Origin of the sequence: Lawsonibacter hominis, from assembly GCF_014287895.1 — a bacterium.
In the GTDB taxonomy this organism is placed as follows: domain Bacteria; phylum Bacillota; class Clostridia; order Oscillospirales; family Oscillospiraceae; genus Lawsonibacter_A; species Lawsonibacter_A hominis.
The window spans coordinates 1-26,756 of sequence record NZ_JACOPP010000032.1 but is presented as its reverse complement, the minus strand read 5'-3'; the positions used below and the strand labels follow the sequence as shown (position 1 = coordinate 26,756).

The 26,756-nt window shown below is 62.3% G+C and carries 25 protein-coding genes; 10 read left to right on the top strand and 15 right to left on the bottom strand.

What is annotated here, in order from left to right:
• Positions 1–117: 117 nt before the first annotated feature.
• Complete coding sequence (locus tag H8S57_RS14915) at positions 118–1,041, bottom strand: LysR family transcriptional regulator (protein WP_186908796.1); 924 nt, start codon at positions 1,039–1,041, stop codon at positions 118–120.
• A gap of 153 nt (positions 1,042–1,194) precedes the next feature.
• Between H8S57_RS14915 and H8S57_RS14910 the strand changes: the two genes are divergently transcribed.
• Together H8S57_RS14910 and H8S57_RS14905 are read left to right on the top strand one after the other, a co-directional pair.
• Positions 1,195–2,601 (top strand): GntP family permease, encoded by a 1,407-nt coding sequence (locus tag H8S57_RS14910; protein WP_186908795.1) that lies wholly within the window; start codon positions 1,195–1,197, stop codon positions 2,599–2,601.
• Between the two features lie 40 nt (positions 2,602–2,641).
• Positions 2,642–3,658: a dihydrodipicolinate synthase family protein gene (locus H8S57_RS14905; protein WP_186908794.1), complete on the top strand. Its 1,017-nt coding sequence runs from the start codon at positions 2,642–2,644 to the stop codon at positions 3,656–3,658.
• A 66-nt stretch (positions 3,659–3,724) separates the two neighbouring features.
• Here H8S57_RS14905 and H8S57_RS14900 read toward each other — a convergent pair whose 3' ends face one another.
• The 7 genes from H8S57_RS14900 to H8S57_RS14870 all read right to left on the bottom strand — a co-directional run bounded on the left by H8S57_RS14900 (position 3,725) and on the right by H8S57_RS14870 (position 10,838).
• Positions 3,725–4,138 (bottom strand): P-loop NTPase family protein, encoded by a 414-nt coding sequence (locus H8S57_RS14900; protein ID WP_186908793.1) that lies wholly within the window; start codon positions 4,136–4,138, stop codon positions 3,725–3,727.
• 296 nt (positions 4,139–4,434) lie between these two features.
• Positions 4,435–5,775, bottom strand: a complete 1,341-nt coding sequence (locus H8S57_RS14895; RefSeq protein ID WP_369807635.1) for a glucose-6-phosphate isomerase — start codon at positions 5,773–5,775, stop codon at positions 4,435–4,437.
• Positions 5,775–7,838, bottom strand: a complete 2,064-nt coding sequence (locus H8S57_RS14890) for a molybdopterin-containing oxidoreductase family protein (RefSeq protein ID WP_186908791.1) — start codon at positions 7,836–7,838, stop codon at positions 5,775–5,777. The genes H8S57_RS14895 and H8S57_RS14890 overlap by 1 nt, the downstream gene beginning before the upstream one ends.
• Positions 7,839–8,068: 230 nt before the next feature.
• A complete protein-coding gene (locus H8S57_RS14885) occupies positions 8,069–9,427 on the bottom strand; it encodes a PFL family protein (RefSeq protein ID WP_186908790.1) in 1,359 nt (452 codons plus the stop codon).
• Positions 9,428–9,499: 72 nt separating this feature from the next.
• The gene (locus H8S57_RS14880) at positions 9,500–9,769 is read right to left on the bottom strand and encodes an ACT domain-containing protein (protein ID WP_186908789.1); all 270 of its coding nucleotides are present in this window, start codon (positions 9,767–9,769) and stop codon (positions 9,500–9,502) included.
• Between the two features lie 32 nt (positions 9,770–9,801).
• Positions 9,802–10,386, bottom strand: coding sequence for a 5'-deoxynucleotidase (gene yfbR / locus H8S57_RS14875; protein WP_186908788.1), 585 nt, complete (start codon positions 10,384–10,386; stop codon positions 9,802–9,804).
• A gap of 206 nt (positions 10,387–10,592) precedes the next feature.
• Positions 10,593–10,838: an HPr family phosphocarrier protein gene (locus tag H8S57_RS14870; RefSeq protein ID WP_186908787.1), complete on the bottom strand. Its 246-nt coding sequence runs from the start codon at positions 10,836–10,838 to the stop codon at positions 10,593–10,595.
• Positions 10,839–11,002: 164 nt separating this feature from the next.
• Here H8S57_RS14870 and mtaB point away from each other — a divergent pair, with 164 nt between their 5' ends.
• Positions 11,003–12,295, top strand: coding sequence for a tRNA (N(6)-L-threonylcarbamoyladenosine(37)-C(2))-methylthiotransferase MtaB (mtaB, locus tag H8S57_RS14865; protein ID WP_186908786.1), 1,293 nt, complete (start codon positions 11,003–11,005; stop codon positions 12,293–12,295).
• 215 nt (positions 12,296–12,510) lie between these two features.
• On the opposite strand, the gene H8S57_RS14860 is transcribed toward mtaB, so the two are convergent.
• Both H8S57_RS14860 and rpsO read right to left on the bottom strand, forming a co-directional pair.
• Positions 12,511–14,661, bottom strand: coding sequence for a polyribonucleotide nucleotidyltransferase (locus tag H8S57_RS14860; RefSeq protein ID WP_186908785.1), 2,151 nt, complete (start codon positions 14,659–14,661; stop codon positions 12,511–12,513).
• Positions 14,662–14,853: 192 nt separating this feature from the next.
• A complete protein-coding gene (rpsO, locus tag H8S57_RS14855; RefSeq protein WP_186908784.1) occupies positions 14,854–15,120 on the bottom strand; it encodes a 30S ribosomal protein S15 in 267 nt (88 codons plus the stop codon).
• Between the two features lie 292 nt (positions 15,121–15,412).
• On the opposite strand from rpsO, the gene H8S57_RS14850 reads away from it, so the two are divergent.
• The 3 genes from H8S57_RS14850 to H8S57_RS14840 all read left to right on the top strand — a co-directional run bounded on the left by H8S57_RS14850 (position 15,413) and on the right by H8S57_RS14840 (position 18,221).
• On the top strand, positions 15,413–15,970 hold the full coding sequence (locus tag H8S57_RS14850; protein WP_186908799.1) for a DUF1836 domain-containing protein: 558 nt from the start codon (positions 15,413–15,415) through the stop codon (positions 15,968–15,970).
• 86 nt (positions 15,971–16,056) lie between these two features.
• A complete protein-coding gene (locus tag H8S57_RS14845; protein WP_186908783.1) occupies positions 16,057–16,776 on the top strand; it encodes a hypothetical protein in 720 nt (239 codons plus the stop codon).
• A gap of 11 nt (positions 16,777–16,787) precedes the next feature.
• Entirely contained in the window at positions 16,788–18,221 is a 1,434-nt protein-coding gene (locus H8S57_RS14840) for a flotillin family protein (RefSeq protein WP_186908782.1), read from the top strand.
• 61 nt (positions 18,222–18,282) lie between these two features.
• Here the strand turns inward: H8S57_RS14840 and H8S57_RS14835 are convergent, their stop codons facing one another.
• The 5 genes from H8S57_RS14835 to H8S57_RS14815 form a co-directional block, all read right to left on the bottom strand.
• Positions 18,283–18,810, bottom strand: coding sequence for a nitroreductase (locus H8S57_RS14835; protein WP_186908798.1), 528 nt, complete (start codon positions 18,808–18,810; stop codon positions 18,283–18,285).
• Between the two features lie 257 nt (positions 18,811–19,067).
• Complete coding sequence (locus tag H8S57_RS14830) at positions 19,068–19,835, bottom strand: SDR family NAD(P)-dependent oxidoreductase (protein ID WP_186908781.1); 768 nt, start codon at positions 19,833–19,835, stop codon at positions 19,068–19,070.
• 118 nt (positions 19,836–19,953) lie between these two features.
• Positions 19,954–22,026, bottom strand: a complete 2,073-nt coding sequence (locus tag H8S57_RS14825) for an ABC transporter ATP-binding protein (protein WP_243204849.1) — start codon at positions 22,024–22,026, stop codon at positions 19,954–19,956.
• The gene (locus H8S57_RS14820) at positions 22,023–23,759 is read right to left on the bottom strand and encodes an ABC transporter ATP-binding protein (protein WP_186908780.1); all 1,737 of its coding nucleotides are present in this window, start codon (positions 23,757–23,759) and stop codon (positions 22,023–22,025) included. Before H8S57_RS14820 ends, H8S57_RS14825 begins: the two co-directional genes overlap by 4 nt.
• The gene (locus H8S57_RS14815; RefSeq protein ID WP_186908779.1) at positions 23,744–24,241 is read right to left on the bottom strand and encodes a MarR family winged helix-turn-helix transcriptional regulator; all 498 of its coding nucleotides are present in this window, start codon (positions 24,239–24,241) and stop codon (positions 23,744–23,746) included. Before H8S57_RS14815 ends, H8S57_RS14820 begins: the two co-directional genes overlap by 16 nt.
• A gap of 171 nt (positions 24,242–24,412) precedes the next feature.
• Here H8S57_RS14815 and lexA point away from each other — a divergent pair, with 171 nt between their 5' ends.
• From lexA to H8S57_RS14795, 4 genes are all read left to right on the top strand, one after another.
• Entirely contained in the window at positions 24,413–25,036 is a 624-nt protein-coding gene (lexA, locus tag H8S57_RS14810) for a transcriptional repressor LexA (RefSeq protein WP_186908778.1), read from the top strand.
• Between the two features lie 64 nt (positions 25,037–25,100).
• Positions 25,101–25,553, top strand: a complete 453-nt coding sequence (locus H8S57_RS14805; protein WP_186908777.1) for a VOC family protein — start codon at positions 25,101–25,103, stop codon at positions 25,551–25,553.
• 20 nt (positions 25,554–25,573) lie between these two features.
• Positions 25,574–25,765: a DUF6440 family protein gene (locus H8S57_RS14800; protein ID WP_186908776.1), complete on the top strand. Its 192-nt coding sequence runs from the start codon at positions 25,574–25,576 to the stop codon at positions 25,763–25,765.
• A complete protein-coding gene (locus H8S57_RS14795; protein ID WP_186908775.1) occupies positions 25,756–26,511 on the top strand; it encodes an exodeoxyribonuclease III in 756 nt (251 codons plus the stop codon). The genes H8S57_RS14800 and H8S57_RS14795 overlap by 10 nt, the downstream gene beginning before the upstream one ends.
• The last annotated feature ends 245 nt before the right edge of the window (positions 26,512–26,756 follow it).

Here is a 26,756-nt window from a genome sequence, read left to right as displayed (position 1 = left end):
CGGACATGGTTTACAGACTCCTTTCAGAATGGTGTGTCGCAACTTCATTCTACCAGAGTTCTGCAAACCATGTCTCTTTTTATCCTCTTTTATATTTGCGCAACTTATTTTACCTTATCACGGTTCGAACAAGGCTTGGTTTGGATACATCTCATAGATTAAGTCAATAAATTTTTGCAGGCAGGGGTTGAGATTACCCTTGCGCCAAGCGGCAATTCCCGAAAAAAACAATTTATGATCCGAAAGCCGTAAAAACCGTACATGATCTGATGCGTAAAGCTTCATATGTTCGGACAGTACAGCGATCCCCATTCCACATTCCACCATAAGCGGAAGATTGGTCAGGGAATTGACGCCATGCACAATTTTAGGAATAAAACCATAGGCGGCGCAGGCCTTGACGATTACATTAATATCGGAGATCGTAAGGTGGCTATAAATACTGTTGCGTCCAATGGACAGGAATGTATCAGACTGAAACATGGAAAAGTCCACGAATTCCCGATCAGCCAGCGGATGATCCTGATTGACCACAATGCAGTATTCATCCCGGTACAGGGTTTTAAAGCTGCAGTTTTCCAGACTATTCAAGCCCAAATCGGCAAACATGGCAATATCCACACGATCAGAGTTCAAATATTCGATGACTTGGTGCTGTGTTCCGTCATACAGCTCAATTTCAATGTCCGGATAGCGCTCGCGGAACGCCGAAATTAATGTCGGCAGGATGGTCTGCATAGAGCAGCTCAAAAACGCGATGCGGACCAGCCCCTGCATTCCCTGCTCTGCGTGACGGGCATATGTAACACCGTTATTGAACTCTTGCATTATATTCTCGGCGTGGGTCAGGAAAGCGGCCCCCGCATCCGTGAGCCTTACATGCCTTCGGTCACGATAGAACAGCCTGCAACCGATTTCGTCTTCCAGCGCAGATATGGTCTTGCTGAATGCGGATTGCGTCATGTTCATAATTTCAGCTGCCTTGGTAAAGTTCAGTTCCTCCGCCAGGACGATAAAACAGTGGATGTTATAAAACTGCATATCGGTTCTCCTCCTGCGCGCATTGATAAAAATAATTATATAAAATTATTATAACAAATGGTCACACCACTTCGGAATAAGCGAAAGTCGTGATTCGACTTTCACTTATTTGTTTATAAATGCTAAAATGAGTCCCAAGCAACTGCAGTGCTTATGATCAATATTTCCAAGCGTGCAAACAAAGGAACTGGTCTATACGAAAACATGCAAGGAGGAGTTATGAACATTCTCGGCATCGTGGGAATCCTGTTGGGGATTGCGATCCTAATGTATTTTACATTTCAAAAACTGGATGTCGTATGGCTGTCCGTAATTGCTGCCATGGTGGTAGCGATCTGCAATCGCGCCCTCTCTCTGGAGACCTATACAGAAACCTTTATGTCTGGAGCCGCCGGATTTATCAAGACGTATACCCCCATTTTCCTGGTTGGGTGTATGTTTGCGGCACTTTACAGTGAATCCGGCGCATCCCAGGTCATCGCCAAAACCATCATCAGAACGTTCGCCAAGGGCGGCGTACACGGTACGCGCGGAATTTGGGTTGCGGTGTTGTCATCCTTTGCAATCACGACCGTTTTCTATCTGGGTGGAATTGACGCTATGGCCTCTATCATCGCACGGGTCCCGTTGGTAATCGGTTTTTTTAAAGAGGTCAATCTGCCCCGCCGCTATATCCCAGGCTGTATTTATATCGGAAGCATGATGTCGTCACTCCCGGGCAGTCCTCAGATTATCAACGTAATCCCCCTGGCGCTGGGGACAACGCCCACAGCAGCCCTCGTCCCCGGATTAATTGGCAGTGCCGTCGGCGGCATCCTCGCCATTCTGTTCACCGTTTGGGTTTTGAAGCGTGCAAAGGTACGGGGCGAGCAATTCTGCGGGATTGATACGGACCCCGTTGCCGATGAGACAAAACGGGTTCCCAATTTCTTTGTGGCCCTTATCCCATTAATTGCAATTTTTGTGGTGTTCAATGTATTTAAGCTAAATATCATTCTCGCTATGCTCATTGGATTGGTACTCGCTCTGATCCTGTTTGCCCCCGCACTCAAGGCCCAAAACAAGGAAAACCGTTATGGCCGTGCGGTCATTGCAGCATTCAACGGTGCCGTCCCTCAGACAGCACGGATCGCCCTGATTACCGGTTCTCTTGTGGGGTTCGGCGCCGTTGTAAGCGCCACGGACGCTTTTGGTGCAATCGTACAGGCATTAACCTCTGTCGATAGCGGGATGCTGTTGATTTTCGTAGTGGTTGCTGCCTCCATTGTGGTTGGGATCATGGGCAATCCGGTGGGCGGCGTCTCCGCGGCGGTCAACATGCTGGCCCCCTCTTTCCTGGCGGCGGGCGTTCCCGCACAGGCGTTTCATCGGCTCGTGACCATGGCAGGAACTACCTTTGACTCCCTGCCAACCAACGCAGGTGTCCTGACGGCGATTGCACTTCCCGGATGTACCGTCAAGGAATCCTATCCGTTAATGTTTTTGAACTCTGTTGTAGCAACCCTTGTCAGCGCCTTTGTGGCGGCCATTGTTATGACGCTGTTCCCTGGTCTGATCTAACGGAACAAGCGGCATCTATCAAAAAGAAGGAGTGTTTATCATGAATAACCGGAACAAATGGAACAAACCCAGTGGAAAAGGTCCGATGGGGCTGGATTGGTCTGGCGTTTATCCCGCTACCATCGTACCCTGGACAGACAATACCTGCCGTGAAATCGATGAAGACACATATCGCAGTATGATTCGACATATGATTGACTCCGGTATCGCAGGCCTTGATCCGAATGAGGTAGAGGGCCTTTCCTTAGAAGAAACCTGCCGTTTGATTGAAATTGCCAAGGAGGAATCCAAAGGGCGCATTCCGGTGACCGGAAAAATTGAACCCAGAAATCAGCAGTGGACTTGGGACATGGTCAAAGAAGCAGAAAAGGTCATTGAAGCGGGCGCGGATGTGCTGTATCTTCACCCTGTGCCGGATCAAAATAATATGGAGGATTTTATCAACCTCTATAAAACGTTCGATAAGGCCTTCGATCTTCCCATTATGGCACTAATGGTAGGTACCCCTCCCGCTGTACTGAAAGAGATTGCGCTTGCCTGTCCCAATATTTGCGCCTGGAAATATGAAAGCCGTCAAAACAACGGCTTAATAAAAGAACTGGTGGCCAATATGCGTGAGGTGGAGGCACAAACAGGCCGACACGTGTGCACCTTGCGCGCAGGTGACCATGATTTGGCCGAGAGCCTTGTCAACGGTGCGGAAGGTACGTTTAACGGCGGGGGCTGCTGGCGTGTGGAATATGATGTTGCTATCGTCAATGCAGTAAAGCGGGGCGATCTTAACGAGGCATTTGCCATTCAAAAGCGCCTTGAGCCTGCCACCGACGCTGTCCGCGGGGTATTTGGCACCACGATCAAGACTTACGGACGCTTCCCCTACCGCTATAAGATTACTGCCTGGCTGCTCGGAATTTTCCCCAACTATTACGCCAGGTTGCCCCGCACAGCTTTTTCAGACGAGGAGGTCCTAATGCTACGGGATGCTCTCATAAAAGCAGGTTTTGAAGTAGTACGGGCACCCGAAGAATGCAAAAATCTAGGTATCTCATTATATTAGAATATAAAGAAAAGCCAAACAGGAATGGGCCCCGCCAACTGGCGGGGCCCGTTTCGGTCCGGCTGATCAGAAATACTTTTTCACGCCCTCGGTGGCCAGAGAGGCGTCTGCGCTGATGGTGACGGTGAACTTGATGTTGTTCTTTTCGGAGAAGCTGTTCAGCCAATCCAGGAACTCCTCTACCGCATGGTCGGATGCGTCGGAGGAAACGATCTTGGTCAGGCTGTCGATAAAGACATGGGTGATGTCGTAGTTGCCGGCGTACAGGCCGCTGATGAAGCCCTTCAGGAAATCGAAGTTGCTCATATCATAATGGCTGGCTTCCACCAGGCGGATCTTGTAATGGATATCATAAGTCAGCTTGGGCCCGCGTTCGATGCAGACCACATTGCCGTTTTCGCTGTGGACAGCGGAATTAATGAGCTCGATCATCTGCTTGGTCTTGCCGGTGCCCTTGATGCCCATGATCACTCTCACCATAGTTATCACTCCTTCATAGTCCGCCGGAGCTCCTCTCCGGCCTTGTGGCTCCATGTTACCATTTTTACCGGGGGATTGCAACCGCTTTGCAGAAGTTCACTAAAAATTCATGAACCAAATCGAACCATTCGGCCCCGCCGTGTGCCCGGCTTGTCCGGCAGGGCGTACCGCCTTTCTTTGCAGGGGGGCCACCGAATCCGGGTTCCTTGGGGACCCCGGCGCTTTGATCCGGCGGGCGGAGTGAATCCGCCCGCCGGCAAGGGTTTGCCCCCAGGGCGCCCCCTTGGTGTGGAGGCCTACAGGCGGGCCTCCAGCTCGGCGCGGCGCGCTTCGTATCCCGGCTTGCCCAGCAGGGCGTACATATTGTTCTTGTAGGCCTCCACGCCTGGCTGGTCGAAGGGGTTGACGCCCAGCAGGTAGCCGGACAGGCCGCATGCATACTCGAAGAAATAGATCAGCGCGCCCACGCTGCGGGCGTCCCGGCCGGGCACGGTCAGCGCCAGGTTGGGCACGCCGCCGTCCACGTGGGCCAGGGTCACGCCCCGCATGGCCTGCCGGCTGACAAACTCCAGGTCCTTGCCGGAGAGGAAATTGAGCCCGTCCACATTCTCCGGGTCGTGGGGAATGGCGATACGCCCGCGGCTGCGTGCAAAACGCACCACCGTCTCAAACAGGAGCCGCTCGCCCTGCTGGATGTATTGTCCCATGGAGTGCAGATCGGCGGTAAATTCCACGCTGGCCGGGAAGAGGCCCTTGTGCTCCTTGCCCTCGCTCTCGCCGTAGAGCTGCTTCCACCACTCGGCAAAAAAGCGGAACGAGGGCTCATACCCCGCCAGCACCTCCACCCGCTTGCCCGCCTGGTACAGGGCGTGGCGGGCCGCGGCGTACTGCCAGGCGGGGTTGTCCGCGCCTGGGACGGCGAGGGCCTCCATCGCGCTGCAGGCGCCGTCCATCAGCGCGGCAAGGTCAATGCCCGCGCAGGCGATGGGCAGCAGTCCCACGGCGGTGAGGACGGAATAGCGGCCGCCCACCGCGTCGGGCACCACGAATTCCTCGTAGCCCTCCGTGTCCGCCAGGCCCTTGAGGGCCCCCCTGCGGGCGTCGGTGGTGGCATAGATACGGCGCCGCGCCTCTTCCTTGCCGTATTTTTGCTCCAGAAGGGCTTTTAAAATACGAAACGCTACGGCGGGTTCCGTGGTCGTGCCCGATTTGGAGATGACGTTGAGCGAAAAATCCCGGTCCTTGACCAGGTCGATGATCTCCAGCAGGCCGTCGGTGGACAGCCCGTTGCCGGCAAAGTAGAGGTCGGGGCCGCCGGTGGAGCGGATGAGGTTGTAATTGGGGGAGTGGAGCAGCTCCACCACAGCGCGTGCGCCCAGATAGGAGCCGCCGATACCGATGACCACCAGCGCCTGGGAATCGGCGCGGATCTTGGCCGCGGCAGCCTGGATGCGGTCAAATTCCGTCCTGTCATAATCCCGGGGCAGGTGGACCCAGCCGGTAAAAGACCCGCCGGGACCGTTGCCCTGTTCCAGCATGGTCCGCGCCTTCGCCAGGGCGTCCAGGCGGCTGTCCAGCCAGTCCTGGGGCAGGAAGGGGCTTGCGTTGGAGGTATTGATCTGGATCGTCATAGGGATCACTCCTTCAAGAAAGGATCGCCTGTCTGGCGTACGCCCTTATCATACACCGCCGCAGGCGTATTTTCCAGAGGAAAAAGGGATTCTTGCTCCTCCGGCGGCACGGGCGAGACCTCCACGGTATTGTCGTTGAGGGTGGTAGCCCTTCCCAGGTCGGACAGGCGGGCGTGGGTCAGGGCGTTGACGGTATTCTCCCCGGGGTAGACGCCCTCCGCCACCACCGCACCCGGGACTACGGGCCGGTCCAGCGCCACGATGCAGGCCATCCGGCCCAGTTCGTTGCGGCAGACCGCCCGGTCGCCGTGGGCCAGTCCCCGCCGGGCGGCGTCGGCGGCGTTCATCCGCAGCCGCGCGGGACCTTGCCGCTCCCGCAGGGTGCGGCACTCATGAAAGGACGAGTTGAGGGTGTGCACCGCCGGAGCGCACACCAGGCGCAGAGGCTCCGGCCCGCCGTGAGGCGGATACCAGGTGATGGGGGCCGGGTCGGCCAGGTGGATCTTCCGGTCCTTTGTCTCCACCGGCAGGGGAAAGGGGGCGGCGCAGATCACCGGCTCCCCCGCCAGCACCTTCGCCTTCTCCTCCGGGGTAAGCGCCCCGCTCCCCTCCACCAGCGCCCGGCACAGCGCGCCTGCGGAGCGGGAAAACAGTTCTTCCTCCAGCCCCATGGCCCGGGCCAGCCGGCAGAAGACCTCCCAGTTGCTCTTGACCTGCCCCGGCGGAGCGGCGACGGGCTTGACGTACTGGATGCCCCGGTACCCGTAGGGGGTGTAGAGGTCCTCGGTCTCCACCATATAGGGGGCTGGCAGGATCAGATCGGCGTAGCGGGCGGTATCGGTGAGACACCGCTCGTGGACCACGGTGAACAGATCCTCCCGGGCCAGCCCCCGCAGCACGGCGTTCTGGTCGGAGGTGACGGCCGCCGGGTTTGCATGGTAGACGTACAGGCTCATCACCGGCTTGTCCAGTCCCTCTCCCGCCAAAGCGGGGCCCAGCAGGTTGATATTGATGCTCCGCAGCGTCCCGGGAGCCAGGTCGGGCCGCTTGACCAGGGTCTTATCCACCAGGCTGGGAGCGGAGCACACTCCGTAGGTGCCGCCGCCCCGTTTGGACCAGGCCCCCACTGCCGCAGGCAGGGCGGCGATGGCCCGGGTGGCCTCCCCGCCGTTGCCCGCGCGGGAGAAGCCGCTGCCCAGCACAATGGCGGGCGCCTCCGCCCGGCCATAGGCCCGCGCCAGCGCCCGCACCGTCTCCGGGGCAAGGCCGGTGAGGGGCTGCGTCTTCTCCGGCGTCCAGCGCTCCAGTGTGGCGCGCAACTCTGGCCAGCCGGTGGTATGCCCGGCCAGGTAGGCCTCGTCGGTCCGTCCCTCCTGCGCCAGCACCTGGAGCAGCGAGAGCGCCAGCGCGCCGTCGCTGCCCGGGCGCAGCAGCAGCCGCTCGTCCGCCAGGGCGGCGGAGGGGGTCTCGTACACATCCAGCAGAACGACCCGCGCGCCCTTGGCCTTGGCCTGACGCACATAGGGGATCAGATGCATCCGGGTGGCAGGCAGGTTGGCGCTCCACAGCAGGATCAGGTCGCTGTGGACCAGATCCCATGGGGCCAGATCGCAGGAATCCCCCATAACGGCGCTCCACCCTGCGGACTTTCCGGAGCTGCACAGCGTGCGCTCCAGCCGGGAGGCCCCCAGGGCATGGAAGAATCCCTCCCCGCCGCTGCGCTGCACCGCCCCCATGGTCCCGGCGTAGGAGTAGGGCAGGATCGCTTCGGCCCCGTAGCGCCCGATGATCTCCCGCCAGCGTTCGGTGATCTCCGCCACGGCCTCGTCCCAGCAGACCGGAGCGAAGCGGCCCTCCCCCTTGGCCCCGGTACGGCGCAGGGGCGTGAGGATGCGCTCCGGGCTGTGGATGGCCTGGGGCAGGCGCGCCATTTTGGCGCAGATCCGGGCGTTGGTATAGGGATTTGCCGGGTCGCCGGAGAGGGCTTGGACGCGCCCGTCCTCCACCTCCGCCAGCAGGGAACAGCCGTCGGGGCAGTCATAGGGACACGCGGTTCGAAATGTGGGCATAGCCGAAGCTCCTTTCAAAACGGGGCCGGGGCCTTCGTCCCGGGCCTGCCTGCCGCCGGCGTCAAACATGCCAAAGGGCCGCCGAACCGGCGGCCCTTTGGGCGTTCCTGTTTCAGTCCCTGCCTGCGGGCCGGGCCGCGGCCATTCCCAGCCGGTTTTACAGACTCGGGCCAGGTCGATCGCCCTTGCGCAAAGCGCGGGCCCGCCTGCGGCGGGGGCCCCGGCGGCGGTCAGTTCTTCAAGCTCTGCATCGGCGCCGGGATACGGCCGCCGCGGGCCACGAAGGCGTCGCTGCCAAAGGGGTGCACCGGCATGACCGGGGCGGAGCCCAGCAGCCCGCCGAACTCCACGGTATCTCCCACCACCTTGCCGGGGGCGGGAATGATGCGCACGGCGGTGGTCTTGGAGTTGACCATGCCAATGGCGGCCTCGTCCGCGATGATGGCGGAGATGGTGGCGGCGGAGGTATCGCCGGGGACCGCGATCATGTCCAATCCCACGGAGCAGACGCAGGTCATGGCCTCCAGCTTGTCCAAATGCAGCGCGCCGGAAGCTGCGGCGGCGATCATGCCCTCATCCTCGCTGACGGGGATAAACGCGCCGGACAGGCCGCCCACATGGGAAGACGCCATGACGCCGCCCTTTTTCACCGCGTCGTTGAGCAGCGCCAGCGCGGCGGTGGTGCCGTGGGTGCCGCACACGGCAAGGCCCATCTCCTCCAGAATGCGGGCCACGGAATCCCCGATGGCCGGCGTGGGCGCCAGCGACAGATCCACGATGCCGAAGGGCACGCCCAGACGGCGGCTGGCCTCCTGGGCCACCAGCTGCCCCATACGGGTCACCCGGAAGGCGGTCTTCTTGATGGTCTCGGCCACCACGTCAAAGGACGCGCCCTTCACGGACTGGAGCGCGTGGTACACCACGCCGGGACCGGACACGCCCACGTTGATGACGCACTCCGGCTCGCCCACGCCGTGGAACGCGCCCGCCATGAAGGGGTTGTCCTCCACCGCGTTGCAGAACACCACCAGCTTGGCGCAGCCGAAACCGCCCCGATCGGCGGTGCGTTCGGCCGCCTGCTTGATGGTGCGGCCCATGGCGGCCACCGCGTCCATGTTGATGCCCGCACGGGTGGAGCCTACGTTCACGGAGGAACAGACGTAATCGGTGATGGCCAGCGCTTCGGGGATGGAGGCCACCAGCTTCCGGTCGGCGGGCGTGGCCCCCTTCTGTACCAGAGCGGAAAAGCCGCCGATAAAATTGATGCCGGTCGCCTTGGCCGCATCGTCCATGGCAACGGCAAAGGGCACATAGCTCTCACACTGGGAGGCGCCGGCGACCAGCGCCATGGGTGTGACCGAAATGCGCTTGTTGACGATGGGGATGCCGAACTCCCGCTCGATGGCCTCGCCGGTCGCCACCAGCCGGTCCGCCTGCCGGGTGATCTTCTCGTAGATCTTCCTGCAGGCGGACTTGGGGTCGGGATCGGCGCAGTCCAGCAGGGAAATGCCCATCGTAATGGTACGGATATCCAGATGCTGCTGGTCGATCATATGGATGGTCTCTAAAATCTCATTTGTATTGATCAAAATAAGTCCTCCCGGCAGATTCCGCTTCCTGATGCCGCGCGTGCTTCCGATCAGGCGGCTGCGCGCTTCTTTTCAGATCCGGTGCATGGCGTTGAAGATGTCCTCGCGCTGGGCGCGGATGTCCAGGTCCCGCTTCTCCCCCTCGGCAGCCAGCAGGGCGGCCAGCTCGGCAAAGGGCAAGGCGCTCTCGGATGCGTCCACCAGCATCACCATGGTGAAATAGTCTTGCAGGATGGTCTGGCTGATATCCAGAATATTCACGTTGCGTTCGGCCAGCAGGGAACACACCAGGGACATGATGCCCACCCGGTCCTTGCCCAGTACCGTTACGATCGCTCTCATGGTCGGTTCTCTCCTTTCGTTGCTATCGCTCTTTATTGCAGCTCGTCAAGGGTCAGACTGAATCCCGGCAGGAAGTGCTCCAGGAAGTAGTTCACTTCCGGCAGGGGGGAGTCCTCCAGCGCCTGCCGGGTCTGCTCCGCGGCAAGCTTGAACTCCAGGTTGCCCGCCTTGAGTTCCTCCAGGCACTTGAGGTAGGCGGAGAGCTTGTCCGCCGCCTTCACCACGGCCTGTACCTGCGTGCCGCACGCCTCCAGCAGCAGCGGCTCGTAGGCGCCCCGCAGCTCCTCCGGCAGCAGGGAGAGCAGCTTTCGTGCGGAAAATTCCTCCACCGCCTTATAGGCGTCCCGGATCTCCGGGTTATAATACTTCACCGGAGTCGGCAGGTCGCCGGTGAGGATCTCGGGCGCGTCGTGGAACAGGGCGGCGGCCGCCGCCAGGCCGGGATCGATCTCCCCGCCGAACACCTCCCGGCGGATGACCGCCAGGGCATGCGCCAGCACCGCCACCACGTGGGAGTGCTCCTGGATATTCTCCTGAAACGTGTTGCGCATCAGCCCCCAGCGATTGATATACCGCATGCGGGAGAGATAGGCAAAAAAATGGTAGTGTTCCGTCATAAAACGCCCCCCCGAAATCAAATGATACGGCCACAGGCGCGGCCCTTTTGCGCAAGGCGCCGCCGGACGGGGGGGCGAGATGCGCCCAGGCCCCGGCGAAACAGCCGTTTCCCCGCTATTCTACCATAGAAGCGCCGGGCTTGTAAACCGTAAGCGGAACGAAACGGAAGGGGAGCCCCGCGCCGCTCCCGCCGCCAGGGCGCTCCTTACTGCCCCGCATCCACCCGGAACGCAGCCACGTCGGCCTGGAAGGCGCCGCGCTGTGCGTCGGTACCGTGGACTTCCACCTGTACCGGCTGGGACAGGTCCAGCGAAAACAGGCCCATGATGGACTTGGCGTTGATGACATACCGGCCGGAGAGCACGTCCACCTCGCAGGGGCAGCGGCTGGCGGCGTCTACAAAGTGTTTTACATCGTCAATGGAGGACAGGGCAACAAAAAAACCGGACATGGTCGATCCCTCCTGAAATCATTCTGTACAAGGAGCCGGCGCTCCTTTATAATGGATACGCCCCCATTATAGCCGTCCGCGGGGGCAAATTACAACGGAAAAGCCGCCGGAAACGCGAAAATCTGTGATTTCCACAATCCAGGCCCCGGCGGGGAGGAAAAAACATGCGAGTTGCTATCTATACCCTGGGCTGCAAGGTCAACCAGTACGAGACCCAGGCGCTGGAGACCGAACTGGAGCGCCGGGGTCACACGCTGGTCCCCTTCACGGGAGAGGCCGACGCCTATATCATCAACACCTGCACCGTTACGGCGGTGAGCGATCAAAAATCCCGCCAGACCATCCGCCAGGCCCGCAAGCGCGCGCCCCGCGCGGTGGTGGCGGTGTGCGGCTGCTACGCTCAGACCGCGCCGGAGGCCGTCCGTGCGCTGGAGGTGGACCTGGTCATGGGGACCGGTGAGCGCATGGCCTTTCTGGACGCGCTGGAGGATCTGGCCCGGGCGCGGCAGGCGCAGCCGCTGGTCCGGGTGGACGACGCCCTATGCCGGCGGACCTATGAGCGCCTGAGCGCCGGTGGACTGGAGGGACGGACCCGGGCCATGCTCAAGGTGGAGGATGGCTGCGTCAATTTCTGCACCTACTGCATCATCCCCTACGCCCGCGGGCCCATCCGTTCCCTGCCGCTGGCGGACGCGGTCTGTGAAGCGAAACGCCTTGCCGGGGAGGGTTACCGGGAGCTGGTGCTCACCGGGATCGAGATCTCCTCCTGGGGCGCGGACTTCCGGGACGGCAGCGCGCTCATCGATCTGGTGGAGGCCCTCTGCGCCGCCGCCCCGGAATGCCGGGTGCGGCTGGGCAGCCTGGAGCCTCGTACCGTCACCGAGGAATTCTGCCGCAGGGCGGCCGCCCTGCCCAACCTGTGCCCCCACTTCCACCTTTCCCTCCAATCCGGATGCGACGCCACCCTGCGGCGGATGGGCCGGAAATACGATTGCGCGCGGTATTATGAAAGCGTAAAATTACTGCGGGACTTCTTTGACCGGCCCGGTATCACCACCGACCTGATCGTGGGGTTTCCCGGCGAGACGGAGGAGGAGTTTGCGCGGACTCTGGCCTTTCTCTCCAGGTGCGCCTTTTCCGCCATGCATATTTTCCCCTATTCCCGGCGCTCGGGCACCCCGGCGGCCTCCATGCCGGGGCAGTGCCCCAATGCCGTCAAGCAGGCGCGGGCCCGCCAAGCGGCCCAGCTGGCCGGGGAGATGCGCCGCGCCTGGCTGGAGCGCTGGGTCGGGCGGACCCTGTCCGTGCTCTTCGAGGAAGAAAAGGACGGCCTGTGGCGCGGACACGCCTCCAACTACACCGAGGTCTTTGCCCCCGGCAACGAATTACACAATGTAATATGCGATGTGGAGATTACAGGCGTTCGGGAGGACGGACTTCTGGGACGCCTGCGGTAAGCCCTTCGCCCCCCGGCGCGCAACGGGAGGCTCCCGAAAACGGTGAAGCCGCTTTTTTGAGAGGGCTGCGGTCCGCCGCGCGCACGCGCTTACGGACCGCAGCCCTCTTTTTTCGATGCGCAGAAGACGAATGGCGCGGAACGCCGGGAGTCCCCTCCGCAAGCAGGCTGGCGGCCCGCTGCAATGCAGCGGGCCGCCAGCGTTCGGGAATCGATCTACTTGACCGGCTCACCGGCGGCCTGTTTGGCCTTGATCTCTTTCAGGGCGTCCTTGTAGGAGAGGTTCACGCGGCCCTTTTCGTCGATCTCGGTGACCTTGACCCAGATCATATCGCCGATGTTGACCACGTCCTCCACCTTTTCCACCCGGTGATCGGCCAGCTTGGAGATGTGGACCATACCGTCCTTGCCGGGGGCCAGCTCCACAAACGCGCCGAACTGGAGGATGCGCACCACCTTGCCGTAGTACAGCTGCCCCACCTCGGGCACGAAGACGATGGTCTCGATGGTCTTCTTGGCGGCGTCGCAGGAGGCCTTGTCCACGCCGGCGATATAGATCGTGCCGTCGTCCTCGATGTCGATCTTGGCGCCGGTGTCGGCGCAGATCTTCTGGATGACCTTGCCGCCGGAGCCGATGACCTCGCGGATCTTGTCCACGTCGATCTTCATCTTGACCATCTTGGGCGCGGTCTCAGCCACATCGTCCCGGGGCTTTGCGATGCAGGGGAGCATGATCTCGTCCAGAATGGCATAGCGGGCGTCCTTGGTGATGTCCAGGGCCTCCTTGATGATCGCGTGGGACAGGCCGTCGTTTTTGATGTCCATCTGAATGGCGGTGATGCCGGCCTTGGTGCCGGCCACCTTGAAGTCCATCTCGCCGTGGAAATCCTCCACGCCCTGGATGTCGATAAAGGTCGTAAAGCTGCCGTCATCGTCCTGAATGAGGCCGCAGGAGATGCCCGCCACCGGGGCGGAGATGGGCACACCGGCGTCCATCAGCGCCAGAGTGGAGCCGCAGATGGAGCCCTGGGAGGTGGAGCCGTTGGAGCTGAGGACCTCGGAGACCACGCGGATGGCGTAGGGGAAGTCCTCCTGGCTGGGGATGACCGGCTCCAGCGCGCGCTCCGCCAGGGCGCCGTGGCCCTTTTCGCGGCGGTTGACGCTGCGGGCGGCGCGGGCCTCGCCCACGGAGTAGGAGGGGAAGTTATAGTGATGCAGATAGCGCTTCTCTTCCTCTTCCCAGATGGTATCCAGCTTCTGGGCGGCAGAGAGGGTGTTCAGCGTACACACGGAGAGGACCTGGGTCTGCCCGCGGGTGAACAGGCCGGAGCCGTGGACGCGGGGCAGCACGCCCACCTGGGCGGAGAGGGGGCGGATCTCGTTCTTGGCGCGGCCATCCACACGGTGGCCCTCCAGCAGCCAGGCCTTGACGATCTTCTTCTGGAATTTGTAGGTGATCTCCTCGAGATACTTGTCCATCTCGGGATACTCCTCCAGGAAGAGCGCGTGCCAGTGGTCGATCAGCTTGTTCCAGCGCTCCTCGCGCACGTTCTTGTCGTCGGTGTCCATGGCGGCGCGGGCCTCGTCCATCGTGGCCTCCACGATCTTGTCGAACAGTTCCTGATCGAAGTCGGCATGGTCGTAGGTCATCTTCTCCTTGCCGATCTGGGCCACGAGGTCATTGATAAAGCCCACCTGCTGCTTAATGTCCTCATGGGCCTTGACGATGGCGTCGTACATGATCTCGTCGGGCAGCTCCTTGGCGCCGGCTTCGATCATAATGACCTTCTGTTCGGTGGCGGCCACAGTCAGGTCCAGCTGGGACTTGTGCTTCTGCTCCTGGGTGGGGTTCATGACGATCTGGCCGTCCACATAGCCCACCTCCAGGCAGCCGATGGGGCCGGCCCAGGGGATGTTGGAGTAGGCCAGGCAGGCGGACACGCCGATCATGGCGGTCACCTCGGGGGAGCAGTCCCGGTCCAGGCTCATGACGGTGGCGGTGACCACCACGTCGTTGCGGAAGTCATAGGGGAACAGGGGCCGGATGGACCGGTCGATGACGCGGCTGGCCAGAACGGCGGGCAGAGAGGGCTGCCCCTCACGGCGCAGGAAGGAGCCGGGGATACGGCCCACGGCGTACAGCTTCTCCTCAAAATCCACGCTCAGCGGGAAGAAGTCGATGCCGTCCCGGGGACGGGCGGAGCAGGTCACGGCCACCAGCACGGTGGTCTCGCCATAGGTGACCATGGCGGAAGCACTGGCCAGCTCGGCCACCTTGCCCACGTCGATGGTCAGGGGGCGGCCCGCCACCTCGGTCTTGAAGATCTTGTGATTGGTGAATTCCTTGTGTTTGATGATGGTTGACATGTGCGTCCTCCTTATCGAATCGTATGTCCGCACATCAGAGCCGCCCGGCTCTTTTTAGCACTTGAAGGCATGTCCAACCTCTTTGGGCACAGCTTCAACTGCTAAAAAAGCGTGTGGGCTCTGGTGCGCGTCCTCTGTAAACGGTACATGGGAAGAAGGGGCGGCGCGTTCGCGCCGCCCCTATTTCATTTCTTACTTACGGATGCCCAGCTTTGCGATGATGGCGCGGTAACGCTCCACGTCCTTCTTGGCCAGATAATCCAGCATCTTGCGGCGCTTGCCGACCATTTTCAGCAGGCCCCGGCGGCTGTGGTTGTCGTGCTTATGGATCTTCAGATGCTCCGTCAGCTCCTGGATGCGGGCGGTCAGAATGGCGATCTGGACCTCCGGAGAGCCGGTGTCGGTCGGATGGGTGCGGTTGGCCTCGATGACGGCCGTCTTTTCGTCCTTACGGATCATTGCGTGTTTCCACCTTTCATAAAATAAGATCTGCCCGCGGACTGCGTGACCGGCCGGTGAAAGCCAGGAGACGAGGTCCGGGGTAACGCCTGCTTGTTTACAGGCTGTAGTAGTTTATCATATTCTTCCCAGCTTGTAAAGCACCAATTCACCGGAATTCCATTTCCCCCGGCGGCAGCCGCCGCCTTCCAGAGCGTTGCATGCTTTTTTTAAAAAATCTTCAGAACCCCATTGACAATCATTCGATTATATCGTACAATCAAGTCACCAAGAGGAAGAAGGGGTGAACGCGATGCAAAAGACGCTGCCGGGAACCACCATCGCGGTGGAACGGATCCGACCGGAGGAAGCCGAGACGCAGCTCGCCTCCCTCTTTTTGGCCGGGGGGCTGGTGCTCTCCCAGGTATCCAGCCTGACGGGACTGGAGCCTTACGTGATCCAGAACTGGGTCCGCCGGGGCTTTGTCGCCCCGCCGGAGCGCAAGCGGTATACCCGCCGCCAGTTTTCCCGCATCGTCATCATCAACATGCTGAAGGATTCCATGCAGCTGGAGAAGATCTGCGCCCTGCTGTCCTACGTCAACGGCGATCTGGACGACGAGTCGGACGATCTGATCGACGACAGCCAGCTTTACCGATATATCGTGCGCCTGGCGGCCCTGACGGAGGAGCATCCTCCCACGGGGCCGGACGAGGCCGCCCGCTGGTGCCAGACGGCGGTATCCGATTTCAGCGAACCCGTTCCGGGCGCCCGGGACCGGGTGGTGCGCTGCCTCCACGTGATCCTGACGGCCTACCTGGCCGCCCGGCTCAAGCGGGAGGCCGAGGCGCTTCTGGCTGAACTGGCTTAGCGCGGACAGGTACAGCGGCCTGCCGCGGGAAGGACCGGCCGCTGTGAAGATAGATCGAACCCCAGAACACGAAAGGAGGAAGCTTTATGGCAGCCTGGTGGCAATCCCTGACGCCGCTGGAGCATATCCTGCTCTACCTTGCCGTACCCGCCACCCTGATCCTCATCATCCAGACGGTGCTGCTCTTTGTAGGCGGCGTGTTCGACAGCGACGGCGCCGCCGGAGACGGCGGGCTGGACGCGGACACGGACGCCGACGCGGACATGGACGCCGCGTTTGAAGCGGACCCGGACGGCTGCGGAGATCCCGACGCGCACCTGTCCCCGGACGCCGACCTGGACGAAGACGGAGCGGGGCACGGCCTTCAAGGCCTGCACATCCTCACCGTGCGGGGCGTGGTGGCCTTCCTGGCGCTCTTCGGCTGGGGCGGGCTCTGGTTGAACCAGATCGGATTGCCCCCCCTGCTGGCCCTGTTCCTGGCGGTGCCCATCGGCATCGCGGGCATGGTGGGCATCGCCCTGATCCTGCGGGAAGCCATGCGTTTGCAGTATGACGGCACCCTGGACGTGCGCCTGGCCGTGGGGCTGCCCGGCACGGTCTACCTGACCATCCCCGCCTGCCGCGCTGCGCCCGGCAAGGTGAACATCACCGTGCAGGAGCAGCTGCGGGAACTGGAAGCCTTCACCGACAGCGACACCCCCATCCCCACCGGCAGTCCGGTCCGCGTCACGGGTCTGCTGGAGGGAGGCGCTCTTTTGGTCGAGCGCAGCGAAACGGAAGCATCCACGCAAGACAACCATTATTAAGGAGGTCAAACATGCCTGACGGAATCTTTGGGATCATCCTCACCTGCGTCATCGTCGTCATCGTCTTTTCCCTGCTGCTCTTTCTGCTCAAACGCTACAAGAAATGCCCCTCCGACAAGGTCATGGTCATCTACGGCAAGGTGGGCAGCAACAAGGACGGCTCCACCAAGTCCGCCAAGTGCATCCACGGCGGCGCGGCCTTTATCTGGCCGGTGATCCAGGCCTATGAGTTTCTGGACCTGACGCCCCTGTCCATCTCCGTGGACCTGGAAAACGCGCTTTCCCGCCAGAACATCCGCATCAACGTCCCCAGCCGCTTCACCGTGGGCATCTCCACGGAGCCCGGAGTCATGCAGAACGCCGCCGAGCGTCTGCTGGGTCTGCGCCTGCAGGAGATCCAGGAGCTGGCCAAGGACATCATCTTCGGCCAGCTGCGCCTGGTCATCGCCACCATGGACATCGAGGAGATCAACACCGACCGGGATAAGTTCCTGGAGGCCGTCTCCCGCAACGTGGAGGGCGAGCTGAAGAAGATCGGCCTGCGCCTGATCAACGTCAACGTCACCGACATCTCCGACGAGTCCGGCTACATTGACGCCCTGGGCAAGGAGGCCGCCGCCAAGGCCATCAACGACGCCAAGAAGAACGTGGCCGAGAAGGACCGCGACGGTTCCATCGGCGAGGCCCAGGCCCGCCGCGACCAGCGCATCCAGGTCGCCCAGGCCGACGCCACCGCCATCCAGGGCGAGAACACCTCCAAGGTGGAGGTAGCCATGTCCAACGCCCAGCGGCGGGAGAAGGAGGCCGAGGCCACCCGCATCGCCACCGCCGCCGAGAAGATCGCCGCCGCCCAGGCGCTGGAAGAGGCCTACGCCGCCGAGCAGAAGGCCGAGGCCGCCCGTGCCGCCCGCGAGAAGGCCACCCAAGAGGCCGACATCATCGTCAAGACCGAGATTGACAAGCGCCGCAAGGAGCTGGAGGCCGAGGCCGAAGCCGAGCAGATCCGCCGGCGTGCAAAGGGCGAGGCGGACGCCATCCTGGCCAAAATGCAGGCCGAGGCCGAAGGCGCCCAGGCCGTCCTGGTCAAGCAGGCCGAGGGCCTGCGGGAGGTCGTCTCCGCCGCCGGAGGCGACGCGGAGAACGCCGTGCGCCTGATGCTGGCCGACAAGATGGAGGAGCTCATGCGCATCCAGGTGGACGCGGTGAAGAACGTGAAGATCGACAAGGTCACCGTCTGGGATTCCGGCGAGGGCAGGGACGGCAAAACCGCCACAGCGGGTTTTGTCTCAGGGCTGATGAAGTCCATCCCGCCGATGAACGAGATGTTCCAGATGGCGGGCATGGAGCTGCCCTCCTTCCTGGGGAAGGAGAAGGCGCCCCAGCCTCCCGCCGCCCCGGAAGCGCCCGCGCCGGATCCCGGAGACGCCCCGGCGCCCACAGAATAACCCGCCCGTCCGAAAACGCCCCGCGCGCCGCAAAAGCGGCGCGCGGGGCGTTTTTTCCGGATCATTTTACACGGATCACATAGTCCGCCTTGCGTTCGGCGGCGCTCTGGAGTTCGCCGGAGCGGTAGCCCAGGATGCAGTGGCCGATGCCCTCATAGTCGCCCTCGATCCCCCACTGCTTCAGCAGAGCCTTGCCCTCTTCGGAGTCGAATTCCTCCCGGGCCCGGTGGATCCAGCAGGCGTCCAGGCCCGCGGCATGGGCGGCATTGAGCAGGTTGCACATGACGCAGGCGCCGTCATACACATGGGTGGGGAGGCTCTTGTCGGCCAGCACCACCAACACGGTGGGGGCGCCGTAGAAGGGGTCGGCGTCCGGGTTGCCCATGATGGCCGCGTTCATTCTGCGCAGCCGGCCGATGGTCTCCCGGTCCTGCACCGCCACGATCACAGGGGACTGTGCGCCCCGTCCGGTGGGTGCGTAGGTACCGGCCTCCAGCACGGCTTCCAGTTCGGCGTCGGCGATCTGTTCGTTCTTGTAGCTGCGGCAGCTGCGGCGCTCTCTGAGGACCTTCAGCGCTTCCAGATTCATCATAAAAAATGACCTTCCTTTCCTGTTTGATCGTTCGCCTACAGTATACCGGTTTTGGGGCAAAAGGTAAACAGGAAAGCTGCAAATTTTTCCTTGGGGCATTACCGCATCATTCAGCGCGTGCGGATTGGCGCGAAAATTTGTGCCGCAAAAAGACGCAAAACCGCAGGAACACTTTGTATACTGCAAGGTCTTGCAACGCATTTGCGGGGCGAATCGGCCGCCAAGACGCGCGCGGGGAATTGTGCGGTGATGCCTTAGGGCCGCAGGCCGGAGCCGCCCTGCATGGTAATCGTCTCGCCGGAGATATACTTTGCGTCCTCCGAGCACAGGAACACGGCGGTTCGGCCGATATCCTTCTCCGGGTCGCCGAAGCGGCCGGCGGGGATCCCCTTGATGGTCTGCTCATAGACCGCGGGGTACTCCTCTTTCCACTTTTTCAGCGCGTCGGTCATGACCAGGGGGCAGATGCAGTTGCAGTTGATACCGTCGGGGCCCCACTCGGTGGCGGCGACCCGGGTCATGCCGCGGATCCCCTCCTTGGCGGCGGCATAGGAGCTCTGGCCGGGCTTCCCGAACAGGCCCGCGCCGGAGGCGAAATTGACCACGGAACCCCGGGCCTGCTTGAGATAGGGGTAAGCGTGCTTCATATAGAAAAACGCCGCGTACAGTCCGGAGTAGACGGCCTTGTCAAAGTCCTCCTTGGTGTGCTCGGCCAGAGGAACGCCGGAGGCGGAGTTCTGGGCGTTGTTGATCAAAAAGTCGATGCGGCCGAAGGTATCCGCCGCCTGCTTGACCACGCCCGCCACCTGCTCCTCCACGCCGCCGTCGGCCTGGCAGGCCAGGACCTTGACGCCGTAGAGCCGCTCCAGCTCCTCCCTGGCGTCGTCCAGCTTCCTGGTGTTGCGTCCGGTAATGACAAGATCGCACCCCTCCTTGGCAAACGCGGTGGACAGACCGTACCCGATCCCGCCGCCCTTACCGCCGCCGGTGATCACGGCAACCTTGCCGTCAAATTTCCCCATGATGCATATCCTCCTTTGGATCCGCGCCGTCCGCCGGTCATTCCATTTAAACCGGACGGTTCAACATATGATGGTGAACATGATAGCACGCGTCGGAATCGTGCGCAAGTAGATACTTTCAGGAAAGTGTGAACTGACCGGTGTAGAGCTGATAGTAGCGGCCGCGGTGCTCCAAAAGCTGCGCGTGGTCGCCCTTTTCTTCGATTGCGCCGCGCTCGATGACCACGATGCAGTTGGCGTTGCGCACCGTGGACAGGCGGTGGGCGATGACAAAGACGGTGCGGTGCTCCATCAGAGCGTCCATCCCCCGTTCGATGTGCCGCTCGGTGCGGGTGTCGATGGAGGAGGTGGCCTCGTCCAGGATCATCACCGGCGGGTCGGCCACAGCGGCCCGGGCGATGGCCAGCAGCTGCCGCTGGCCCTGGGACAGGTTCCCGCCGTCGCCGGAGACGGGGGTGTCGTAGCCCTGGGGCAGGCGGCGGATAAAGGAATGGGCGTTGGCGCTCTTCGCCGCGGCGACACACTCCTCGTCGGTGGCATCCAGCCGTCCGTAGCGGATGTTGTCCAGGATGGTGCCGGTGAAGAGGTGGGTATCCTGGAGCACCGCCCCTAGGGAGCGGCGCAGGTCCTCCTTCCGAATGGCCCTCACGTCGATGCCGTCATAGGTGATCAGGCCGGAGTCGATCTCGTAAAAACGGTTGATCAGGTTGGTGATGGTGGTCTTGCCCGCGCCGGTGGAACCCACGAAGGCGATCTTCTGGCCCGGATTGGCGTAGACGTTCACCTGTTTCAGGATCGGCTTGCCGGGCACATAGGAAAAGTCCACATCGGTAAAGCGCACGGCCCCCCGCAGCTCGGTGAGCCAGCAGTCCTCGGTGTCCACGCTGCGCACCGCGCCCCGGATCTGGTGGAGGGACGGCGCGCCGTCGGGGCCGGGATACCGCCAGGCCCAGCGGCAGCCCGGCGCGGGCGCGTCCAGTTCCGTCAGCGTCCCGCCGGGGCCTTCGGCGGCCGGGACCAGCGCCAGGCCCGCGTTCTTGGGGGTCTTCCAGGCCCACATGCCCCCACGGCCCGCGTCGGTGCGCTCGGCCAGGCGGCCCGCCGGGTCCAAAACGGCAGGCACCAGGGTGATCCTGCCCTCGTCCGCCTCGGGCGCGGTATCCATGACCTCGAACATCCGCTCGGCGCCCGCCAGGGCGGAGAGCACGTTGGTCAGCTGCATGGAGATCTGGTTCAGCGGCTGGCCGATCTGCTTGGAGTAGTTCAGGTAGATCACCAGGCCGCCCAGATCGAAGCCCGTCAGAATGGACATCAGCCCGCCGAAGGCCGCCGTCAGGGCGTAGCTGATGTTCATCAGGTTGTTGGAGACGGGCATGATGGCGGTAGAATAAAAGTTGGCGCGGGTGGCCGCGTCCCGGTAGGCGGTGTTGCGGCGCTGGAATTCCTCTTTGGCCGCCCGCTCGTGGGTGAACGCCTTGACCACGCGCAGTCCCTCGATCATCTCCTGGATATTGCCGTTCATGTCGCCCAGGGTGGCCTGCTGCTGCCGGTAATAGTTCCGGCTCTTGCCCCCCAGCCTGGAGAAGAGGAACAGGGTAAGCGCCAGAACAACCACCGTGATGAGGAACAAAAGGGGGTTGGTCGCCAGCATGATGACCACCAGTCCCACGAACATCAGGGCGCTGGAGATCAGGGAGACCAGGCTCTGTTCCAGGGCGGTCTGCACGTTGTCCGCGTCGTTGGTAAAGCGGCTCATAAGCTCCCCGTGGGGGTGCCGGTCAAAGTAGGAGAGCGGCAGCGCCTGCAGCTTGTCGAACAGATCCCGGCGCAGCTTGTTCACGCCGCGCTGGGCCAGCCGCACCATGGCCGCCGACTGGGCGTAGGAGGCCGCGGCCCCCACCGCGTAGATGCCAAGCAGCTGGAGCAGGGAGAGGGCCAGCCCCGCGAAGTCCCGGCCGCCGGAGTAGATGAAGTTGTTGATGATGGGCCGCAGCAGATAGGAGCCGCCCAAATTGCTGCCCACCGAGACGAGCAGGCAGAGGAACACCCCCACCAGGGCCAGCTTGTGACGGGCCAGATAGGTGAGCAGGCGGCGGATGGTCTTCTTCATATCCTTGGGCTTCTGATATCCGCCCCGGGGGCCGCCGCCGGGCCCATGCATGGGCCGCTGCTGTGTTTGACGCTGTGTCATGCTTCCCCCACCCCCTCCTGCTGAGACTGGTAGATCTCCTGATAGATCTCATTGCCCGCCAGCAGCTGCGCATGGGTGCCCATGCCGGCGATGTGGTCGTCCTCCAGGATGATGATCTGGTCCGCATACTGCACGGAGCTGATGCGCTGGGCAATGATGAGAACGGTGGTATCCTTCAGGTTCTGATGGAAGGATTCCCGTATTTTGGCCTCGGTAGTCGAGTCCACGGCAGAAGTGGAGTCGTCCAGAATCAGCACTGCCGGGCGGCGCAGCATGGCCCGCGCGATGCACAGGCGCTGTTTCTGTCCGCCGGAGACGTTGGTGCCCCCCTGCTCCAGCCAGGTGTCGAACCCGTCGGGCAGGCCCATGATGAAGTCATAGGCCTGGGCGTCCCGGGCGGCCTGGATCAGCTCGTCCTCCGTGGCGTCCGGCTTGCCCCAGAGCAGATTGTCCCGGACCGTACCCGAAAAAAGCACGTTGCTCTGCAGCACCATGCCGATGCGCGCGCGCAGCTCCTCCAGCGGATAATCCCGCACATCCACTCCGTCCAGCAGCACCGCGCCGCCGGTCACGTCGTAGAAACGGGGGATCAGGTTGACCAGGGAGGATTTGCCCACGCCGGTACCGCCCACGATCGCCACAAACTGGCCGGGTTCCACCGTAAAGCTCACATCCCGGAGCACGTCGTCCCCGGTGCCGGTGGCGACATATTTGAAGCAGACGTCCCGGAACTCCACCCTGCCCCGGGGCGCGGGGAGCTCCCGGCTCAGTTCACAGTCCCGGATGTCCGGCGTGGCCCAAAGCACCTCACAGATGCGGCGGGCGCAGGCCTGGGCCCGGGAAAGCTGGAGCAGCGCCATGGCCACCATCATCACGCTCATGAGGATCTGCGCGATGTAGCTGATAAACGAGGAAAGCTGTCCCACCAGCAGCGTGTCGTTCATGACCATCCGTCCGCCGATCCACAGCACCAGTACGGTAGCCACGTTGAGGGAGATCATCATGATGGGCAGCATGGCGATGATCCGCATGCCCACGTTCAGAGAGGCGGCGGTCAGCTCATCGTTGGAGCGCATGAACTTGGTCTTTTCATACCCCTCCCGGACAAAGGCCTTCACCACCCGGATGGCCACCAGATTTTCCTGCACGGTGTTGTTCAGGTTGTCGATTTTCTTCTGCATCACCTCAAACAGGCGGCTGCAGATCTTCATCAGCAGCACGATGGCCGCCGCCATGACCGGGATGACGGCCAGCAGCACCAGGGAGAGCCTGGGGCTGATGGACGCGGTGACGATGAGGGCGGCAACGAGGGTCACCGGCGCCCGGGTGAGCATCCGCAGGCCGATGGCCAGCATCATGGTGATGGCGTTGACGTCGTTGGTCATGCGGGTAATGAGCGAGGCGGAAGAAAACCGGTCGATGTCCGCAAAGGAAAATTCCTGTACCTGGTCGAACAGCCCCTGGCGGAGGTTTGCGCCGAAGCCCTGGCTGCACACGGCGGAAAACCGGGCCGAGAGCACCCCGAAGGCCATGGCGGCCAGGGAGAGCGCCAGCATGGCCGCGCCCATGCGCAGGATATAGGGCACCTGCGCGCCGGCGATGCCCACATCCACAATCTTGGCCATGACCAGGGGCAGCGCCAGTTCGCAGAGCACCTCCAGCACCACCATCAGCGGAGCCAGCAGGGCGTACTTTTTGTACTCCCGCAGGTAAGAAGCTAAGGTCTTGAGCAATTGCATCCCAACCTTTCAAAAGGGTCCCCCGCGGGGCTGTCCCCGGGGGTCAGATTGTCCAGCATCCGCAGATGCAGGGCGGTAAGGGTCTCCCGCTCCTGAGCGGTAAAACCGGCGAGCATCTGCGCGTCCGCCGCCGCCAGGGCGTCCCGGCAGGTTTCCACCGCCGCCGCCCCCCGGGGCGTGATGACCACGCGCTTGCGGCGCTGGTCGCCCGGGTCCTCCCGCCGCGCCACATAGCCCGCGCGCTCCAGGGACTGCAGAGACATGGCGATGGCCGCGGGAGAGATGCGCAGGGCGTCGGCCAGCTCCCGCTGATAGGCCCCGCCCCCTTCCGCGCCCCGGCGCTTGAGCAGCATCAGGATCATGGGCGATCCGACGCCTTCCAGGCCCATGGCGCTCAGCTTTGTCTGTACCGCATTGCGATGGAGCCGGTGGATGGCGTGCACCAGAATGCCCGGCAGATCGGGCCGTGGGCTCATCCCAAGCACTTCCTTTCGTTAACCGCTTAATCGTTAAGAGCTTATCTAGTTTAGACGCTTCCCGCCCCAAAATCAAGGGCCATTTTGCAAATTGCTTAGAACAAATGTTTGCAGTTTTGTGAAAACTATGTTATAGTAAGCGTGGATCACGCGAAAAAAGGAGGGTCTGCCATGAAAAAGCTATCCCCCAAGCAGCAGCAGATCTACGACTATATCATTGACTTCGCCGCCCGGCACGGTTATCCCCCCTCCGTGCGGGAAATCGGGGAGCACGTGGGGCTCAAATCCCCCTCCACCGTTCACTTTCATCTGAAGGGGCTGGAGGCGGCGGGCCTGATCACCAAGGCCGAGGGAAAGACCCGCTCCATTACGGTCTGCGGCGCGCAGCACGTCCCGCAGGACCGGCTTCCGGAGCCGGAGGAGCGGGCGGACCAGGTGCCCGTGGTGGGCAGTGTGGCCGCCGGAGCGCCCATTCTGGCGCAGGAGTGCATCGAGGATTATCTGACGTTCGATACCGGCGGCCTCACCGGAGAGCACTTCGCCCTTCAGGTGCGGGGGGAATCCATGAAGTACGCGGGCATCCTGCCGGGCGACCTGGTGGTGGTCCACCAGCAGCAGGAGGCCCGCAGCGGCGAGATCGTGGTGGCCCTCTTGGAAGACGAAGCCACGGTGAAGACCCTGCGCCGCAAGGACGGGCACACCTGGCTCATGCCGGAGAACCCGGATTATGAGCCCATCGACGGCGACGGCTGTGAGATCCTGGGCAAGGTCGTGGCTGTGGTGCGGCGGTACTGAGCCGTCCGCCGCTTCCCGCCGTGCCCGCTCCCAACCGCCTTGCGACCATAAGGAGGATTGCGCCATGCGCCCACGCATCGACCATCTGGACATCACCGTGAAGGACCTGGACCGGGAGGAGGTCTTTTACGACGCCCTGCTGCCCCTTCTTGGCTTCGAGCTGACCATGAAGGCCAAGGGGGACGAGCCCGCCTATGAGTACCGGGCCGTCGATTACAGCGGAGCGGAATTTTCCCTGTCCCTGATCTGCCCGCGGCCCGACTTTGCGGAGGAGACCGTCTGCCGCCGCCGTCCCGGCGCGGTGCACCACCTGGCCTTTGGCGCGGACAGCCGGGAGGAGGTGGACCGGGTCTACGCCCAGGTAAAGGACCTTCCCGGCGTGACCATCGTCTCCCCACCCAAGCTCTGGGCAGAGTATACCCCGGATTACTACGCTTTTTTCTTTAAGGACCCGGACGGCATCAAGCTGGAGGTGGTCCACTTCGACCGCCGGGGCTGGTTCGGCGGCAGTGTATGACCGATTGAGAGGAGACGCGTATGGGAAAGAACGATCGGTTTCAGGTGGTATATACGCAGGGCGTGACGGAGACCGTCCGCATCCTGCTGGATACCCAGACGGGGGCGCTCTATCTGCAGACGATCAGCGGCTACGCCGGCGGGCTCACGCCTTTGCTGGACGGCGCGGGCAAGCCCATGCGATGGGGGACGGAGGCGGACGCATGCATCTGATCTCCTGGAACGTCAACGGCCTGCGCGCCTGCCTGGGCAAGGGCTTTCTGGACTTTTTCCGCGCCGCGGACGCCGACGTTTTCTGTCTTCAGGAGACGAAGCTCCAGCCCCACCAAATCGAACTGGAGCTGCCCGGCTATCATCAGTACTGGAACAGCGCCGAAAAGAAGGGCTATTCCGGCACCGCCCTGTTTACCCGGACGGCGCCGCAGAGCGTCTCCTATGGGATCGGCGCCGCGCAGCACGATACCGAAGGGCGGGTCATTACGGCGGAATTTTCTGATTTTTACCTAGTGAACTGCTACACCCCCAACGCCCAGCGGGGCTTGGCCCGGCTGGATTACCGCATGGCCTGGGAGGACGCCTTTTTCGTCTATCTGAAAGCCCTGGAGGCCCAAAAACCGGTGGTGCTGTGCGGGGACCTGAACGTGGCGCATCAGGAGATCGACCTGAAGAATCCAAAGTCCAACCGCGGCAACGCGGGCTTCAGCGACGAGGAGCGCGCCAAGATGTCCCGCCTGCTGGCGGGCGGCTTTACCGACACCTTCCGGCAGCTCTACCCGGAGCGCACCGGAGCCTACACCTGGTGGAGCTATCTGTATCACGCCCGGGAGAACAACGCAGGGTGGCGCATCGACTATTTCATCGTCTCCAACGCCCTGGTCCCCCAGGTCGGGGACAGCGTGATCCACGCGGACGTGTACGGCAGCGACCACTGCCCGGTGGAGCTGATTCTGAACGGATAAAATACCGCCCCCCTCCGGCCTGAGCCGGAGGGGGGCGGTCATTTCCTTGCAGAGTTGGCGCTTGTGCCCAAGCCTGCAGAGCAGGCGCGGAAATGCCCTTGGGGTACAGGCGCGCACTCAGTCCAATCCGTTTTCTCCGACGACATGTGCGTCGGAGAAAGCACTTCTCGGCCTGCTGCGCGTGCTCGTCGTCCGCCTATGGCGGACGACGAGATCGGAAGAGGAAAAGAAGAAAACCCACCCAC